Origin of the sequence: Comamonas testosteroni ATCC 11996, assembly GCF_000241525.1 — a bacterium.
GTDB classification, from domain to species: Bacteria; Pseudomonadota; Gammaproteobacteria; order Burkholderiales; family Burkholderiaceae_C; genus Comamonas; species Comamonas testosteroni.
Genome location: NZ_AHIL01000049.1, coordinates 180,936 through 196,459, shown reverse-complemented (window position 1 = coordinate 196,459; position 15,524 = coordinate 180,936). Strand labels below are relative to the sequence as shown.

Sequence of the window (15,524 nt, the reverse complement as noted above, 5' to 3'; positions counted from 1 at the left end):
CCGCGCTAGCGCTGCGTGCTCGTGACACAATGACACCCATGTTCTTCACCATCCCTACTGTGCTGACCCTTACGCGGATCGTGGCGATTCCGCTCATCGTGGGGGTGTTTTACGCGCCGCTGGATCAGGCGACCCGCAATCTCATCGCCACCGTGATGTTCATCGTGTTTGCCGCCACCGACTGGTTTGACGGCTATCTGGCGCGCAAGCTCAATCAGACATCGGCATTCGGTGCTTTTCTAGATCCCGTTGCCGACAAATTTCTGGTCTGTGCATCGCTGCTGGTGCTGGTTCATCTGCAACGCGCCGATGTGTTCGTGGCGCTGATCATCATCGGACGCGAGATCGCCATCTCGGCACTGCGTGAATGGATGGCTCAGATCGGTGCCAGCAAGAGCGTGGCCGTGCACATGATCGGCAAGGCCAAGACCATGGCCCAGATGGTGGCCATTCCCTTTCTGCTCTATGACGGAGTGGCGTTCGGAGTGATCGATACCGGCGTCTGGGGACAGTGGCTGATCTGGATTGCAGCGGTGCTGACCGTCTGGTCCATGGTCTACTACCTGCAAAAGGCATTGCCCGAAATTCGTGCCAGGCTCTGACATCCGAAGTGGAGCTCTCTGAAAGCGCTTGTTCATCAAGCGCTTTTTTGCTATCTGGTGGGCTGTTTTCGAAGCGGCAAAAAGACTTTGCGGCGCTGCCTCGCATGACTTGATCGGACTGCAGATTTTGTCAATTGTTGTCAATCGGTGAAGCCGACACGGAAGAAGCTTGAAAAAAGCCGCTGTGGATGGCCGAACCCGCTCAAAAACCGCATAGAATCTGGTTCTGTCGCTGGAATGCGCAGCGCGAGTTGGCGTCAAAAATGTCAGCGGCTTCAGGTAAAAATGGGCTTGCCCATACGCAAAAACTGATAGGCTGGCTTCCGTCTTCATCGCGACTGGTTTCTTGTTACGCAAGACTTGCGTTTGCAGAGACATTCCATTCACTTATTTCTCGAGAGGCATCTTGTGAATAAAACCGAACTGATTGAGCACATCGCTAACAACGCCGATATTTCCAAGGCCGCAGCTGCGCGTGCACTGGACTCCACGATCGACGCAGTGAAGAAAACACTGAAAAAAGGTGGTACAGTATCGCTTGTTGGTTTTGGCACATTTGCTGTTGGCAAGCGTGCAGCTCGCACCGGTCGTAATCCCCGCACCGGCGATTCCATCAAGATCAAAGCGGCCAAGGTGCCTAAATTCCGTCCGGGCAAAGCATTGAAAGATGCTCTGAACTGACACCCAGTTTTAGTGGGTCCTTAGCTCAGTTGGTAGAGCGGCTCCTTTACACGGAGTAGGTCGGCGGTTCGAGACCGTCAGGACCCACCACTAAAAAACTAAAGAAATCAAGGGCTTAGAGCGATCTAAGCCCTTTTTCTTTGCCCTCTCCATCAGCCCAAGTAGCCGCCACAAGCCGCCTCTACCAACCGAAAATCGTTGTCTGCCAGCTTTGCACGGATTTGCATGGCGCGTCTTTTCAGGTGGTAGGCATGGCAGGCAAGAAGTAGTTTTCCAACGGCTCCTGGCAATTCACGTTCAAGAAAAAGTGCGTGCTCGATAGGCCTTCGGTACTTCACGTTTTCCGCAGCGGCCGAGGGTGATGAATACGCAGCTAATTTTCAAGCTGCAGGTCTGCTCCACAGCCGATGAGTCTCTACAGATATATCCGGATAGAAAACCCCTGATACATGAACCCGATCACGCCCAGCATTCTTGGCTTGGTAGAGGAGTTGATCGGCTTCCTTCATGGCTTGCTCAAACTGGAATGGCTTGGTGATCAATGAAATCCCAAAGCTCATGGTCAATTTCGGGCCCGTCGGAAGAACGGTATTTTTTGACCCGAGGTCACGCTGGATTCGCTGGGCAATGAGCTCCGCATCTCCCAGCGTTATGTCGGCCAATAGCAGCACAAACTCCTCACCACCGAACCGAGCAACCAGGTCGTGCTCTCGCACATTGTTCTGCAGAGTCGAGGAAACCAGTTGCAGCACCATGTCGCCTCGCTCGTGCCCCCAGGCATCGTTGATGCGTTTGAAGTGGTCTATGTCGCAGGCCAGCACTGCCATGGGATAGCGTCTCATGTCGGTGAGACGCTTCTGGGCATGCTCTTGAAAAGACCGGCGATTCAGGATCTGCGTCAAAGCATCAATGTCGCGTTCCTTGCGCAGCTTGCCGACTGTTTCCTTCACGGCAATCGCGCTCATCACCACGGTGAAGAGCAGCGAGAAATTCAGAATGCTCAGCAGCGTCAGGATCCAATAGGGCGACCTTGGCAGGGCCCGTAGATCCGTGTATCCCAGCAGCCAGATCAAAGCGGGTCGCGTGAAGGTATAGGCAGTGAAGCTGATGCTCAGCCAGAGCAGCGATTTGTCAAGCCAGTCATATGAGTTTTTCTTTGAGTGGACCTGCAAGATGGGGAGCAGCAAAACAAGGCTGGAGCCAACGCTGAAAGAGCTCACCCGGGCCCAGACATTTGGCTCGACCTGGCTGAATTGGTAGAGAGCAGCCAGGGTGGCTATGGCGATAAGCAATGCAACTCGTGGTTGCGTCGATACACACCATCTCTGAGCCCAGCTTTTGGCAAGACACCACGCGCTCAGCAGATAACAGCTGCCGATCAGTAGTGCGTAGCGATTCAGCTCCTGCGGAGAAAGCAGAGTCTGTGCTCCGAGAGCCGGAGCAGTGAGTGAATAGGCGCAAGCTTGCCAAAGCAGAAATCGTTGGGGTCGTTGGACAAGCCAGGCAACGATCAATATGGCTGCAAGAGCCATAATCGCCAGCGACGGCGTCAGAACCAGGATGAGGTCGTTATTCGCGAACATCTGACCATCGCCTCCTCGATCAAAGATCGAAACGGTTTAGCGTTGCCTGCTCCTCGATTGCAAAACGAAAGCCTTTGGCAGCTATTCATACATCTTGGTTTGGGTCATCACAAGTCATTGCAATGCCCAATGCCTGATCCATGTCATCCGGATTCGACTTTGTAGAAGTAGACGCAGTCGATACTCATTTCTGAAAATAAATAGAACTCGTTACTGCTGTGCTTTCGGAGCCAGTCAATGTTGTGGCTGCATTAAGTCTCCAAGGAAAAAGCCCGCGAGCGGGTGCTGCGGGCTTCAGTTGAGAGGAGGCGCTTTCGTGGCGACTGGGCGATCAGGTTGTCATGGTGCCGCCGGCGCTGCGTTGGCCGATGGGAAAAGTCGGTTTGATATGCTGACAAGTCATCGCAATAAACGGGAAAGCTATGTCGAGTCTGGGATCGATCGCGCTAGTCGTTGGCGGCGCTATGAGCGCGTTTGCCGCGCTAGCACACCTAGCGTGCATTGGAATTGGCGCTCCCGCATACCGAGTGATGGGGGCGAGCAATCGGATGGTCCGCGCTGCCGAGGAGGGAAGATCTCAGCCAGCGCTGATAACGGTTTTCATCGCAATGATTCTGTTCCTGTGGGCTGGCTATGCATTGGCTGGAGCTGGCGTCATTGAGCATCTACCGTTCACCAAGCTTGCGCTCACAGCTATCTGTGTCGTGTATCTGGGGCGGGCGGTTGCGTTTCCTTTTCTCAAGCCGGTGTTTCCTGCCAACACGCAGACTTTCTGGCTGGTGTCATCTGGCGTATGTCTGGTGATTGGGCTGATTCACCTGGTTGGTGTCATTGAGTTGTGGGATGCACTCTAGGCACTTCTCAGAGCAACACATAGTGCCCCGAGCCAATGCTCATGATGTCGAATAGATGGCCATCGAGCGGTTGCTGCGGGCTTGAATAAAGAGCTGTGACTGATGACGGGAGCGGGAATATTTGTTTACAGGGTGGTCTGACTACGAGTCATAGACTGGAGACAACAACTAACAAGGAGTTGCCATGAAGAATTTGTCCGTTCTGGCTGCTGTTGTGGCTGTTGCTGCATCACTTGGTGGATGTATCGTTGCTCCGTACGATGGGTACTATGGTCACGGCCACGGAGGTCACTACGACCACGATCGTGGGGGACGCTATGGCTACGAACAGGGGCGCTGGGATAACGACCGAGGCTCGCGACCCAACCGGCCCGACAGACGGCCGGATGACCGTTGGAGGTCGCAGTACTGACCATAGGGGCTGTGGCGCTGAATAAAAAGGCCCCGACTGGCGGGGTGAGCGCACTGTGAAGTGAGGGGGGAGGTTGATGACGCAGCGTTTCGCCAGACAGGGGTCCAGCAACAAGTTTGCACACATGGGCTAATAAAAGTTGCTGCGCCATCTGGCATGTCCACTTTCGCTCACGACGCGGAAGCTGCGCCGCGCTTCCAATAGGCCGCAGCCCAGGCGAATTCCTGAGTCCCGTACCTGCTTGAGTAGTCAGGCCGGATGGCCTTGCATTCAGGGCAAAAAAGCCACCTGTGAAGGTGGCTGTTGAAAATGAAATCGGCGCCTATAGGTCGGCTGAGAACTTCGGCTACCAGTATCGATAGCCATGGCGCATGCGCGATGGCCTCTTCTCTTTCCTTCTCTTGTCTTTCTCAGGAGGTCCGCACTGCTCCACATTGGATGGGGTGGGGAAATTTTCTCCCCTGGCGAAAACTCGTTTGGCTGTTCTCCACGCTTTCAAGAACGACGATGGGATGCGGCTGATTGACATATAGACCTCCGGTCTATCGCAGAGAGCAAGAGCAGTTCGCTTGATCTCAGAATTCCTTTGTCAGGTCCTGTCGTTGGCATCAGGTGCCTGAGGCTTGGGCGGTGCCGCTTCTTGCTTTGTTGACGGCTCTTGATCGAAGCTTGATGGAGCAGGCGGGAGTTCTGAGATGGGCTCAAGGATGATCGACCACATGTCGCGCCAGAACGCGAGGTATCTCTCGTACAGAAGGTGTGCAAACATATAGACCTCCGTCTAAAGCAGCAAGTCAAGATGACTCGCATGTGCCCACGTTACGCTTCTAAAAGCCCTTAAAGAGCACAAGCAAAAGCCACCTCGAGGGTGGCTGGCAAAAAAACGCCCAGGGCGGGCATGGGTTAATCGATGAAGCCGAGGTCGTGCAGAGCTTCTGCCTTCTGGGGCACTCAGCAACCTCGATCAGCAGCACGCCGTCAGGCCCATGCACATTGCGCTGGCGCGCCCAGGGCTTGCTCTATGCGTTCGACTCTGTAGCCATTCCGCTCCCTATCTCGGTGGTGTTGATGCGTGTCATCGACTCACTCTATCCAAACCGGAGGCCTGCAAGCAAGACTCTGGTTTGCACTCCTGATCTCGCTCAGTGGCTGGCGCTGCTTGCGCAGTCGGGTTTGCGATGGCTGGACTGATTGCGTCAAGAGGTCGCGAGTCTCAAGTCCCCGGTGCTCACGGTCACATGCCCGGTATCAGTTGTAGAGCAGTTTGATCTCATTGGGTCTTTCCTCTGCGTACCAATGAAAAGTCAGGACGCAGATGTCACCACATCCCCTCTAGAGAGGGGTAGCGGCGCGCGATGAGGTCAGTACGATCCTTGCTCACACTCAAAGGAGATAAATGCTCATGAAAGCAGAACTGATGATCTTGGCCACATTGATGTCCGCAGGCACGGCTTTTTCTGCACATGCCGATGAGGCAAAGGCAGCCATAGCTTCAGGAACCATCAATATGGCCGCGAACATGAATGAGCTCGCTTTGGCTTGTGGGCATATGAGTGCCCCGGATGTGGAGGCTGGCCGCATCAAGCAACGCGATGCTGCCATCAAGGATCTTGGTGTTGCTTCCGCCAGCTACGACAGGATGTACGGGGCTTACGCTGCCGACTTCAAGAAGAAATGGGGCACCATGACCCCGGCAAAACAAAAAAGTACCTGTGATCAGATGAAGCGCTAGCAGTGCCTTCATATCCTGCAAACAGGCCCGCCGCGGCGGGCTTTTTGCATGTTCTCACCTGTTGCAGGGAGGGCGCGCCGGAGTCTTCTCAATAGCCTTCCATCAAGAGCATCTTCTTCATACCGGCCGCAATCATCGCGCACCAAATCGCTGACGGGCAGTCCGCATTAGCCAATCCATAGCAGTGACAGGCCTGCTCCAGTCACCATGGAGGCCAGTCCCAGGCTGATTCGCGTTCCGTATTTAAGCCCTCCGACGGCGAACGCCAGTACGGATTTGGCGATTGCGCTGGAGGCAAGAATTACAACCAATCCCCACTGGGCGGTGGGCAAGGGCAAACTACCTGACGCAAAAAGCTGTCCCAAGCTGGCAGCAGCGGCATGCAGTTCGGCCAAAGCAGCAAATGCTGCCGCGACCAGCACGCCGGTGCTGCCAAAGACATGTTGAAGCCAGGCGCCGAGAACCAACATCAGCGCGATGGTGCTGGCAATCAGCAATGCCGTTGAAAGCTTGAATACCCGTTCGGTCTCAAATTCAGTTTGCGTGGCTGTTTTTTGTCGATTCAGCAATCCTGTGGCTGCAGCCAGCACAAGGCAGAGTGCGGCAACGAGTAGAGGAAGTGCCATGGACAGCATCAGCGCCATGGATGTTGCCGAGAGAATTGCTATGAACAGGCATAACGAGGCCAACTGAGCCAACATGGCGCAGCCAAAAGCCTGCGCCTGCTGTTGCTTGTCTGACTTGGCCAGGTTTCCAAGGCTGGCGACAGCCGCGGTAGATGACACGAATCCGGAAAAGAATCCGGTCACAGGCAGACCCCAGTGCGGGCCGAGCACTCGAGTCAGTATGTGGCCCAACATACCGACAGCCATGAACAGCACGACCACTTTCCAAAGGGCTGCGAGGCTAAGCACACCCCATGGATCTACGGGCGCTTGCGGCAGAAGTGGCATCACGACCAGTGCTGCAGCGGCCAACAGAAGGCCATCCCTCAATTCATTCTCTCTGAGTAACTCACGACTCCAGCGCTGTATTGGTCCTTTTGAATGCACCAGTAAGGCGCAAAGAATGCCCAGAGCGGCAGTCAAGGTAGGGCTCTTGTGCGATAGGGCGCCCAGAGTTAACGAAAAAAGTAGAGTCACTTCACTGGTCAGGCCTGGGTCACTGGGGGCTGATTGCCAGTAGGCTGCAACGGTCAGTGCCCCGACCAACAGAAGTACTGCAGCAAAGGGCAGCACGCCTAACCACCACGCCGCGCAACCAAGCAACGCTGCTATGGCATGGGTACGAGTTCCAGCGATGCTCTCTCGCTCACTCCCGCGACGCTCGCTCACGAGACCAATAAGCAGACCACAGCCTAAGGAGACTACCCAATGATCAACACCGGCCCAACTCAGCTGCATAAGTCTCAACCCCTCGATCCGAGCAAGGCTGCTCCACTTGATAGGACTGCAGCCTTAGCTACTACTCGCAGCATAGTCGAGCATGAGATGACGCCGCAAGCAGTGATAGCTGGATCGTAAAACGCTCAAATCCCATCTATTTCAGTCCCCCGGCATGAAGGAACTCAGCACAGGAGGAGCCAAGGCCGCGCGCTCCCTCAGTAGCCTTCAAACAGAGGCATTCCCGTCCCATTGGCCGCAATCATCACTCCCGTGGTGTTGGTGTCGATTTCAATTGGGGCTGCCCACAACTCATTGGGCTTGCCGAAGGAGTTGACGTGATTGAACTGCCTTAATTTATCCGGCGGCAGTTTGATGAGCTCGGGGTAGGTGTTGTTGTGCGCATTTCCAGCGCCTCTGGAAAGACTGGCAAACGCGCTTGTGGACGGTGTGGATCAGTGATTCATCGGCCATGACGTGATTGTCTCAGAGCAGGTTGCGCCATGGTGTGCGACTGGAAACATCCACACACAAGCTTTGCCGCTGCCTCTTGCGACAATCGCATCTCGACAAAAGCAAAGGAGAGAGGCCGTGACTTCCATCCCTCGCTGGTCTTCCGTCATGAGCGTAAAGGACCCTCTATTGGATGCTCAGCACATTGAGCTCCTCGAAATGTGCCGATCAATCCAGCAAGATCTCGATAGAGGGCATGGGCAGAACTGGACGCTTGAGCAGAAACTTCACGAGTTCGCATTTCTGCTGGAAGAACACGAGGAAATTGAGGCCCGTGTCTTTGGTTCACGTGGACAGAATCTGACACAGGAGCAGTCCAATCAACGTGCTGCCGCTTTGAGAGACGTCCAAGCTCTCGCTGATAACTTTGAACGGAAAAAGTACGATCCAATTGCAGCCCGGCAGAAGGTTGCACATTGGATACAGTTGCACTTTTGATGGCTCCAGTCTGGGTTGATGAGTTCTGGCTATGTCAAATCCATATTCGCAGGCAACTGCACGTTTGGGACGTGTCATCTCGCTATGCGATCTGATATGACGGCGGAGCGTTGCCAGATTGAATGGCGCTAGTGTTCAGGCCTGCGCTTGGCTCAGTTTCTGCGCACTGTCAGCTTGCCATCGATATTGGCGACGGCATACACAAGGATGCCTGTGCGCTTGGTTTCACCTCGACCATCCATCGCGGATGGCACTCACCTTCACCTCCTCTGCACTGGTGTGGAGCGGGATGTCGTCGCAGCTATTTTGAAAATAGCTGGACTCGCTATTCAACCTGCGCAGTGCTCCATCCTCGTTGGAGCTTCCCAAGCACAGCCGCTGGTAAATAGGTCAGTCATCAGCTTGGTAGACAGTATCAGCTCAAATTGAGGTGTAAGCATGGGACTCCAGAAGGCAAAAGTCCGCTTTATGGCGGACTGTGCAGATTGAAAAGTTGGAGATTGCTGGAGCTGAGGATTGCAGCCCAGGCGGTATTGCTCATTGGGCTCATAGTGTGAGATGGCGCACACTTGTTGTGGGCTGGGCAGATGCGGTACCTTACAGGTCAGGGCGACTGCGAGGGGATGGCCGATTTGATTGGTGTGTTCCGGGAGAGTCGGAATATCAGCCAAGTTGACAGGACTCTTCACGCGATGGTCCCTAGCTAGGAGGTCGCCATGGAAACGATCGAACAGATGGCTGAAAGACACATCCGCGAGTCTGAAGCGGACTTGGTCCATATCGATGTGTTGATGAAGCGTGCGCAGAAAATGAGTGCGAACGCTGCCGATCAAGTGGAAGCTGAGAGGCTTTTGGATCAAGCCATGAGGCAGCGCGCTAAATTAGATCTGCATCTCGCGGCCCTAAGGAGCAAGCAAGAGTCTGATTACGATAAGTTGGCCGAGGAGGGCAAGCGCTTTAAGGAGACGCTTGAAAAAATACGGTCGAATATTGAAGTCATGCTGGCTTCCTGGCTTTGACTGCCAAACGGTCGCGAAGATGGGCAACCCCCGAGGGCTTCTGCGTGGAGTCGCTGTCGGCAAAGACTGCCTGTTGTGGAGCCTCCTCCTGCACCTGTGGATCGCCCAGCCAGCCCATGGCAATGCGCTCAGCCCATGTTCTTGAGCATTGGGGCTTCAGGGCGTAAAAAGCCCGCTCAGTGACGGGCTTGTGTAGTGCCGATTGAAAAGGGGTACCGTTTAGAAGTCGCGACGACCAGAGTGCAACCAGGCCGTGAATTTCACGAGCGGGCTCGAGCATGTGATGCGGGCTCCAACGGTCTTGTGTTCTCGAATGAGATGTCCGCGTAGATTGTTCCTGTGACGACGTTCCCTCTGAATGAAATGTCTTCAGACAGTCGATGTAGCAGCTTCCTGAATCAGCTTGGCGATTTCGGCAGGATGAGAGGCGAGAGAGGCGTGGCTAGCATCCAGTGTGAGAACCTTTTTTGGGTTCATGCGGCCGGACATCCAAACCTGGTTCTCAGGGGCAATCATGTGGTCCTGGCTAGACACCTGATACCAGCAAGGCTTGTGTTTCCAGGCAGGCTCGCTGACGGTATCTCCAAAGGTGCTTGCCAGAGGTGCCTTCTGGGTTGCCGCCATGACGAACCCATCGTCTGACGAAAGATCCTGGCAAAAACTTTCGTGGAACTTGTCTGGCTTCAGCCACAGATAGCCATCACTGTCAGGAACCAGGTTCGGGGCAGCCACAGGCAAGTGCTTTTGAGTGATGCCACCGGGACTCTCACCCTTATCAGGAGCAAATGCCGCGACGAAGACGAGCGCTGCCACATTCGGGTGGTTGCCTGCTTCGCTGATGACTGCGCCTCCATAAGAGTGTCCAACTAACACGACCGGACCGCCGACCTGAGCGATCATTTTGCGGGTGCGTTCGGCGTCATCGGCAAGAGAAGTCAGAGGATTCTCTACCGCCCGTATGTCCTCGTAGCCCAGACTCTTGAGCTCAAGGATAACCTTGGCCCAATGGGCTGCACCGCCCCAAAAGCCGTGCACAAGTATGACCGCTGGCTTGCTCATAGCGCTAACTCCTTGTTGGTTGATCGCTCTGTGACGGTGTGGAAATCGCTTCAGTTGATGGCTGAAAAGCTATTGCTACCCTCTGCAATACGACTGCAGTCGAGCAAATATAAATTCAAGCATTTGAAGGGCTTGTAAGGTTTGGTCTGACATTTGGATTGCTCACAAATCCTTACCTCCAGCATTTCTTGATCGGCCTCACTGGAATAAGGACTCATCTACCGGGGGCAGAGGACTGGCCAGCGAGCTTGGTGATCTAGCCAAGAAGCGAGATGCCAAAGTAAATCCGCTGCAAGGCCAGGTGGTTGTGGACCGGGTGCTGATCGAGATTGTTGGTGCCGTTGGTGGCTAGCGGCGATCGAATGATTTCGACCTGAGCAGTGAGTGCACGATGGGGCTTCATTCAGGATCCACACAGCAGGTTTTGATAGTGCTGCTGCGGCCTTGTTGAATCACCGGCCATGCATTGGCCCGACAGCGCTTGCTCGATGACTCGGCCGTCTTTGATGGAAAAGAGGTTGCGTCAGACAACATCGTCGCTATCGGCGCAGTTGCCAAAGAAAGTCGTTTCGCGGCAGTACGCACCCAGTCTGGTGCTGACGTCGTCGCGAGCTTCAACGTCAGGCGAAGCGGCATGTGCCTTCATTGGCATGGCGGAGAAGACAGGATGGGTACCGAGCGCCTCCACCGGCATTGCTTGCCAGCTATCAAGGCTGGCTTGCCGAACCGCTGGCTCGATAGCGTAGCCGACCGGCACTGCAGCGGCAACACCAGTCACGGCAAATTGAAAAGCTCTCATCTGCCACAGTCCTCCTGAGCGAAGGAACGTAGAAGAGAAGTTCTCAGTAACCTTCGATCAAAGGCATTTCCGTCCCATCGACCGCAATCATCACTCCCGTGGTGCTTGTGTCGATTTCAATTGGGACTCCCCACAACTCATTGGGCTTGCCGAAAGAGTTGACATGATTGAACTGCCGCAGTTCTTCTGGCGGCAGTTTGATGAGCTTGGGGTAGGCATTGTTATGGGCCTTCCAATGACGGAGGAAGGACTGGCAAACGCGTTTGTGGACTGTGTTGATCGGTGATTCATCGGTCATGGCGGAATTGTCGCAGAGCCAGCCGGCGTGCCTGGCGTCCAATCGGATACGGCCTGAAGCGCAATGGTGACTGGTCGACGCCAACATCGACTTCAGGCTGATCTTGGTTACGCGCAGCCGCAGGCTTGAGAGGCTTCAGTCATTACAGCTCCTTCAGGCCGCGATACCTTAGTCAATCTTGGGCGGCAATGCGCTGAACGCGCAGGTCGCCGCCGGCAAGCTGTTGGGCTGGCCGGCGCAGTGCAGCCTTGTCGTCAAGATGCGGCAGAGGACGGATGACTGGCCCTAGCCCAGCGCCCGTCGCACGCCGATGCCTGCCATGTAGAGCAGTTGGCGCGCTGCCGGGGCTAGTCCCAGCATGTGGATGCATCCATGGATCATGCCCGGCAGGCGCACGGCCGTCACGAGCACGCCATCCTCCTGCAGGCGAGCGGCATAGGCCTCGGCTTCATCGCGCAGCGGGTCATACTCGCAACTGATCACCGTGGCTGGTGGCAAACCGACCAGGCTTGCGGCGCGTGACGGGGACACTTGCTCCAGTCGCCCTTGCGCAGGATCTGCAAGGTAGGCTTCGTAGCAATACGCCATGGTCGCTCGGGTTAGGGAGTGGCCATCGCCGAACAGATCGAAGGACGGGGAGTCCATGGCGGCGTCCAGCGCCGGGTACAGCAATAGTTGGTGGGCAATGCTTGGCGCGCCGCCGGCACTCCAACCATCTCCATGCCTAGCGGCCAGACAGGCTGCTGCAGCGAGGTTGCCGCCCGCGCTGTCTCCGGCCACAGCGATGCGGCTGCGGTCCAGTCCAAGCCTTTCGGCCTGTTCGAAGGTCCAGCTCAAGGCGTCGCAGAAGTCTTGCAGCGGCACCGGAAAGCGGTGCTCGGGGGCCAGCCGGTAGTCCACCGAGATCACCACCGCCTCCGTCGCAACAGCGAGCGCACGGCAGGGGTTGTCGTACAGCTCCATGGAACCAAGGCACCAGCCCCCGCCATGCGCGAAGACCAGGGCAGGCTGGGGCGCGTCGGATGCCGACGGCCAGTACACACGCAGACGCAGTGGGGCACCGTCGCGCGCACGCAGCGTGAAATCTCCCGTACGCGCAACGGGCTCGGCCGGCCCATGCAGTGCACGCAGTCCGATGTCAGTGGCCTGCCTCAGCTGCGCCAGCGTGGGCGCAGTTGGGGGTTGGGGCATCCGGGCCTGCTCCCGCAGGTAGCGGGCAATATCAGTGTCCAGAGGCATGATTACCGCGTCCTTTGCAAGAACGGCAGCAGTTCGGCGATGAAGGCCTGGGCCGCCTCCTCCATGATGAAGTGACCACAATCGGGCACGATCACGCCGGACAGATCATGGGCATGCCCACACAGTGTGGCCAGCGGCGCATCGCCTGTCGCGTGCTCTGCACCTATGGCCAGCACCGGCATGCCCAGCGGGCGCTTTGCGCGTTCACGATTTTGTCGAATGGTCTCGGGAATTGCCCGGTAATAGGCGAAGCCGCCGCGCAGCCCGCCCGGTGCCGCATAGGCGTCGACGTAGGCATCAACGGCCACACGATCACGCCGCAGCGACCATCGATTGAACATGAATTCCAGATAGGCGCGCTCGCGGCCCGCGATCAGAGTCTCGGGCAGGTCGGCCAATTGATTGAACATGAAATGCCACAGGAAGATGTTCTGCTCAGGCGGCGCGAAGATGCTGGGCTCTGGAGCCAGGCCCGGGATCACGGCCTCGGTCAGCGCAAGCGATTGCACGGCCTGGGGCTGGTCGCTGGCCAGCGCATAGGCCACCCACATGCCCACATCGTGGCCCGCGACCTGGTAGCGCTCGTGGCCCAGCGCCAGCATGGTGCGGTGCAGGGTCTGCGCGATGGCACCCGTGTCGTAGCCCGTCTCAGGCCGGTCCGAAAAACCGGTGCCCGGCGGATCGACGGCAATTGCCTGAAAACCCTGCGCAGCCAGCGCTTGCATGACGTGGCGCCAGGCATACCAGGTCTGGGGCCAGCCCGGGATCAGCAGCACCGGCGAGCCCTGGCCGGCCATGATGCAGTGGACGCGGCGGCCGTCGATGCGCACATAGTCGTGGGTGAAATCATCCTGGGCTTGCGCAAGGGTGGAGGGGAAAGCATTCATGGGTCTGTTTCCTTTTTCGAATCGGAAGCCGGGGGGCTCAGGCGATGCCGAGCATGGTGTTGATCTGGCGCTGGCCCACGGGGGCACCGGCGAAGTCGTCGAAGATCCTGTCGGTCACGCGGATGATGTGGCGGTTGATGAAGTCCACGCCTTCCCGTGCGCCGTCCTCCTGATCCTTGAGGCAGCACTCCCATTCCAGAGATGCCCAGCCCTGGTAGTCGTACTGGGCGAACTTGGAGAAGATGGTCTTGAAGTCCACCTGCCCGTCACCCAGGGAGCGGAAGCGCCCCGCCCGTTCCAGCCAGGAGGAATAGCCGCCGTAGATGCCTTGGCGCCCGCTGGGCAGGAATTCCGCGTCCTTCACATGGAACATGCGGATGTGCTCGCGGTAGATGTCGATGTAGTCGAGATAGTTCAGCTGCTGCAGCACGAAGTGGCTGGGATCGAACAATATCTTGCAGCGTTCATGGTGACCGACCAGTTCATGGAAGCGCTCGAAACTCGTGCCGTCGTGCAGGTCCTCGCTGGGGTGGATCTCGTAGCACAGGTTCACGCCCTGCTCGTCGCAGGCGTCCAGGATGGGGCGCCAGCGGCGTGCCAACTCCTCGAAGGCGGTCTCGATGAGGCCCGCTGGGCGCTGCGGGAACGGGAACAGATAGGGCCAGGCGAAGGAGCCCGAGAACGTACCCATCTCCGTCAGGCCCATGCGGCGCGAGGCGCGGGCCGAGCGCTTGAGCTGCTCCAGCGCCCAGGCCGTGCGCGCCTGCGGATTGCCGCGCAGGGCCTCGGGGGCGAAGCTGTCGCACATGGCGTCGTAGGCAGGATGCACGGCGACGAGCTGGCCAAAGATGTGCGTGGTCAGCTCGCTGGCCACCAGGCCGTGCGAGGCAAGCATGCCGTTGACGTCGTCGCAGTAGGCCTGGCTTTGCGCGGCGGTGGCCACGTTGAACAGGCGCTGGTCCCAGGCCGGGATCTGCAAGGCCTTGAAGCCCACGCCTGCGGCCCAGCGTGCAATGTCCTCCAGCGAATTGAACGGTGCCTTGTCGTCGGCGAACTGCGCAAGATGAAGGCTTGGCCCTTTGATTGTCTGCATGTTTTTCCTTGCTTTGATGTATTGTTTGTCAATCGACAAAGAATAGTATCACGCAAACGCAGTCGCTTTCGACAGGCAGGTGTGCTGCGACGTGGATGACACGCCGCTAAGATGCCGCACCGACTTTTGAGAGGAACAAGGAAGATGGCTGGAAGACCCAGGGAATTTGATCGGGACCAGGCGCTGGAGTGCGCCATGCTGGCGTTTTGGCAGCGCGGCTATGAGGGCACATCCATGGCCGACCTTGTCCAGGCCATGGGCATCGCCTCGGCCCGCATCTATGCAGCCTTTGGCAGCAAGCAGGCGCTGTTCCGCGAAGCCATACAACGCTATGAGTCCGGGGCCGGCTGCTTTGCCGATCGGGCCCTGGCCGAAGAGTCACTGGTGCGTGAAGCCATCTCACGCATGCTGCGCGATGCGGCGACCACCTATACGGAACCAAGCCGGCCACAAGGTTGCATGGTTGTCATGGCAGCGACCAATTTTGCGCAAGAGAACGAGGAAGTGGCAGCCTGGCTGGCCGTGCACCGTCGCCAGCGCACACAGTCCATCATCGACCGACTGCAACGCGCAATGGACGAGGGCGAGTTGCGGAAAGATGCGGATGTGCAGTCCCTGGGCGACTTCTATGCCACGCAGTTGCACGGCATCTCAGTACAGGCTCGTGACGGCGTGTCGCGCCCGCGCCTGCTCGCTGCTTCCGCGACCGCTATGGGGGTGCTGGACCAAGCGTTGTGCCCGGCTCTGAAGCCTTGAGCTGCAGTGCGGCTAGAGTGAGTCTGCGGACAATTGAGTCAGGCGCTTGTTCAAGCGGGGCAAAGGCTGATTCCTGAGCACATGTTGCCCTGCAGACGGCCCGGGCACAGAGTCCATGGGGAGAATCTAGCAGCGGTTTGCACAATGGTTCGGTGAGGGCGTGTAGGCACGCGGCGG

16 protein-coding genes, 1 tRNA gene and 1 pseudogene are annotated in these 15,524 nt (G+C 57.2%); 8 read left to right on the top strand and 10 right to left on the bottom strand.

Translation table 11 applies throughout. The annotated features are described in order from the left end of the window. Positions 1–38: 38 nt before the first annotated feature. From pgsA to CTATCC11996_RS22245, 3 genes are all read left to right on the top strand, one after another. Complete coding sequence (gene pgsA, locus CTATCC11996_RS22255) at positions 39–602, top strand: CDP-diacylglycerol--glycerol-3-phosphate 3-phosphatidyltransferase (protein ID WP_003066269.1); 564 nt, start codon at positions 39–41, stop codon at positions 600–602. A gap of 408 nt (positions 603–1,010) precedes the next feature. Continuing rightward, a complete protein-coding gene (locus CTATCC11996_RS22250; RefSeq protein ID WP_003056615.1) occupies positions 1,011–1,283 on the top strand; it encodes an HU family DNA-binding protein in 273 nt (90 codons plus the stop codon). A gap of 14 nt (positions 1,284–1,297) precedes the next feature. Then, a tRNA-Val gene (locus tag CTATCC11996_RS22245) sits at positions 1,298–1,373 on the top strand. A 290-nt stretch (positions 1,374–1,663) separates the two neighbouring features. Here CTATCC11996_RS22245 and CTATCC11996_RS22240 read toward each other — a convergent pair. Beyond that, positions 1,664–2,866 carry a GGDEF domain-containing protein gene (locus tag CTATCC11996_RS22240; protein ID WP_003080757.1) on the bottom strand — a complete coding sequence of 401 codons (1,203 nt, stop codon included), beginning with the start codon at positions 2,864–2,866 and terminating at the stop codon, positions 1,664–1,666. Between the two features lie 608 nt (positions 2,867–3,474). Here CTATCC11996_RS22240 and CTATCC11996_RS26415 point away from each other — a divergent pair. Both CTATCC11996_RS26415 and CTATCC11996_RS22220 read left to right on the top strand, forming a co-directional pair. Continuing rightward, complete coding sequence (locus tag CTATCC11996_RS26415) at positions 3,475–3,720, top strand: hypothetical protein (protein WP_236597857.1); 246 nt, start codon at positions 3,475–3,477, stop codon at positions 3,718–3,720. Between the two features lie 1,814 nt (positions 3,721–5,534). After that, the gene (locus CTATCC11996_RS22220) at positions 5,535–5,864 is read left to right on the top strand and encodes a hypothetical protein (protein WP_003080748.1); all 330 of its coding nucleotides are present in this window, start codon (positions 5,535–5,537) and stop codon (positions 5,862–5,864) included. 167 nt (positions 5,865–6,031) lie between these two features. Here the strand turns inward: CTATCC11996_RS22220 and CTATCC11996_RS22215 are convergent, their stop codons facing one another. Both CTATCC11996_RS22215 and CTATCC11996_RS26495 read right to left on the bottom strand, forming a co-directional pair. Then, positions 6,032–6,952 (bottom strand): MgtC/SapB family protein, encoded by a 921-nt coding sequence (locus tag CTATCC11996_RS22215; protein ID WP_236597856.1) that lies wholly within the window; start codon positions 6,950–6,952, stop codon positions 6,032–6,034. Positions 6,953–7,464: 512 nt separating this feature from the next. Beyond that, a pseudogene (locus CTATCC11996_RS26495) lies at positions 7,465–7,720 on the bottom strand (hypothetical protein). 117 nt (positions 7,721–7,837) lie between these two features. Here CTATCC11996_RS26495 and CTATCC11996_RS22210 point away from each other — a divergent pair. Both CTATCC11996_RS22210 and CTATCC11996_RS22205 read left to right on the top strand, forming a co-directional pair. Then, entirely contained in the window at positions 7,838–8,197 is a 360-nt protein-coding gene (locus CTATCC11996_RS22210; RefSeq protein WP_003080742.1) for a hypothetical protein, read from the top strand. Between the two features lie 716 nt (positions 8,198–8,913). Beyond that, complete coding sequence (locus CTATCC11996_RS22205; RefSeq protein WP_003080736.1) at positions 8,914–9,216, top strand: hypothetical protein; 303 nt, start codon at positions 8,914–8,916, stop codon at positions 9,214–9,216. A gap of 369 nt (positions 9,217–9,585) precedes the next feature. Here the strand turns inward: CTATCC11996_RS22205 and CTATCC11996_RS22200 are convergent, their stop codons facing one another. The 7 genes from CTATCC11996_RS22200 to CTATCC11996_RS22175 form a co-directional block, all read right to left on the bottom strand. Beyond that, positions 9,586–10,275 carry an alpha/beta hydrolase gene (locus CTATCC11996_RS22200; protein WP_003080731.1) on the bottom strand — a complete coding sequence of 230 codons (690 nt, stop codon included), beginning with the start codon at positions 10,273–10,275 and terminating at the stop codon, positions 9,586–9,588. A 256-nt stretch (positions 10,276–10,531) separates the two neighbouring features. After that, on the bottom strand, positions 10,532–10,678 hold the full coding sequence (locus CTATCC11996_RS25765) for a hypothetical protein (RefSeq protein ID WP_003080726.1): 147 nt from the start codon (positions 10,676–10,678) through the stop codon (positions 10,532–10,534). Between the two features lie 120 nt (positions 10,679–10,798). Continuing rightward, positions 10,799–11,074 carry a hypothetical protein gene (locus CTATCC11996_RS22195; RefSeq protein ID WP_003080724.1) on the bottom strand — a complete coding sequence of 92 codons (276 nt, stop codon included), beginning with the start codon at positions 11,072–11,074 and terminating at the stop codon, positions 10,799–10,801. A 43-nt stretch (positions 11,075–11,117) separates the two neighbouring features. Then, complete coding sequence (locus CTATCC11996_RS22190; RefSeq protein WP_034350069.1) at positions 11,118–11,372, bottom strand: hypothetical protein; 255 nt, start codon at positions 11,370–11,372, stop codon at positions 11,118–11,120. Between the two features lie 285 nt (positions 11,373–11,657). Next, the gene (locus CTATCC11996_RS22185; RefSeq protein ID WP_003080715.1) at positions 11,658–12,611 is read right to left on the bottom strand and encodes an alpha/beta hydrolase; all 954 of its coding nucleotides are present in this window, start codon (positions 12,609–12,611) and stop codon (positions 11,658–11,660) included. Positions 12,612–12,613: 2 nt separating this feature from the next. Next, positions 12,614–13,498, bottom strand: coding sequence for an alpha/beta fold hydrolase (locus CTATCC11996_RS22180; protein ID WP_003080712.1), 885 nt, complete (start codon positions 13,496–13,498; stop codon positions 12,614–12,616). Between the two features lie 37 nt (positions 13,499–13,535). Beyond that, on the bottom strand, positions 13,536–14,591 hold the full coding sequence (locus CTATCC11996_RS22175; RefSeq protein ID WP_003080707.1) for a sugar phosphate isomerase/epimerase family protein: 1,056 nt from the start codon (positions 14,589–14,591) through the stop codon (positions 13,536–13,538). A gap of 195 nt (positions 14,592–14,786) precedes the next feature. Between CTATCC11996_RS22175 and CTATCC11996_RS22170 the strand changes: the two genes are divergently transcribed. Continuing rightward, positions 14,787–15,347 (top strand): TetR/AcrR family transcriptional regulator, encoded by a 561-nt coding sequence (locus CTATCC11996_RS22170; RefSeq protein ID WP_003080704.1) that lies wholly within the window; start codon positions 14,787–14,789, stop codon positions 15,345–15,347. The last annotated feature ends 177 nt before the right edge of the window (positions 15,348–15,524 follow it).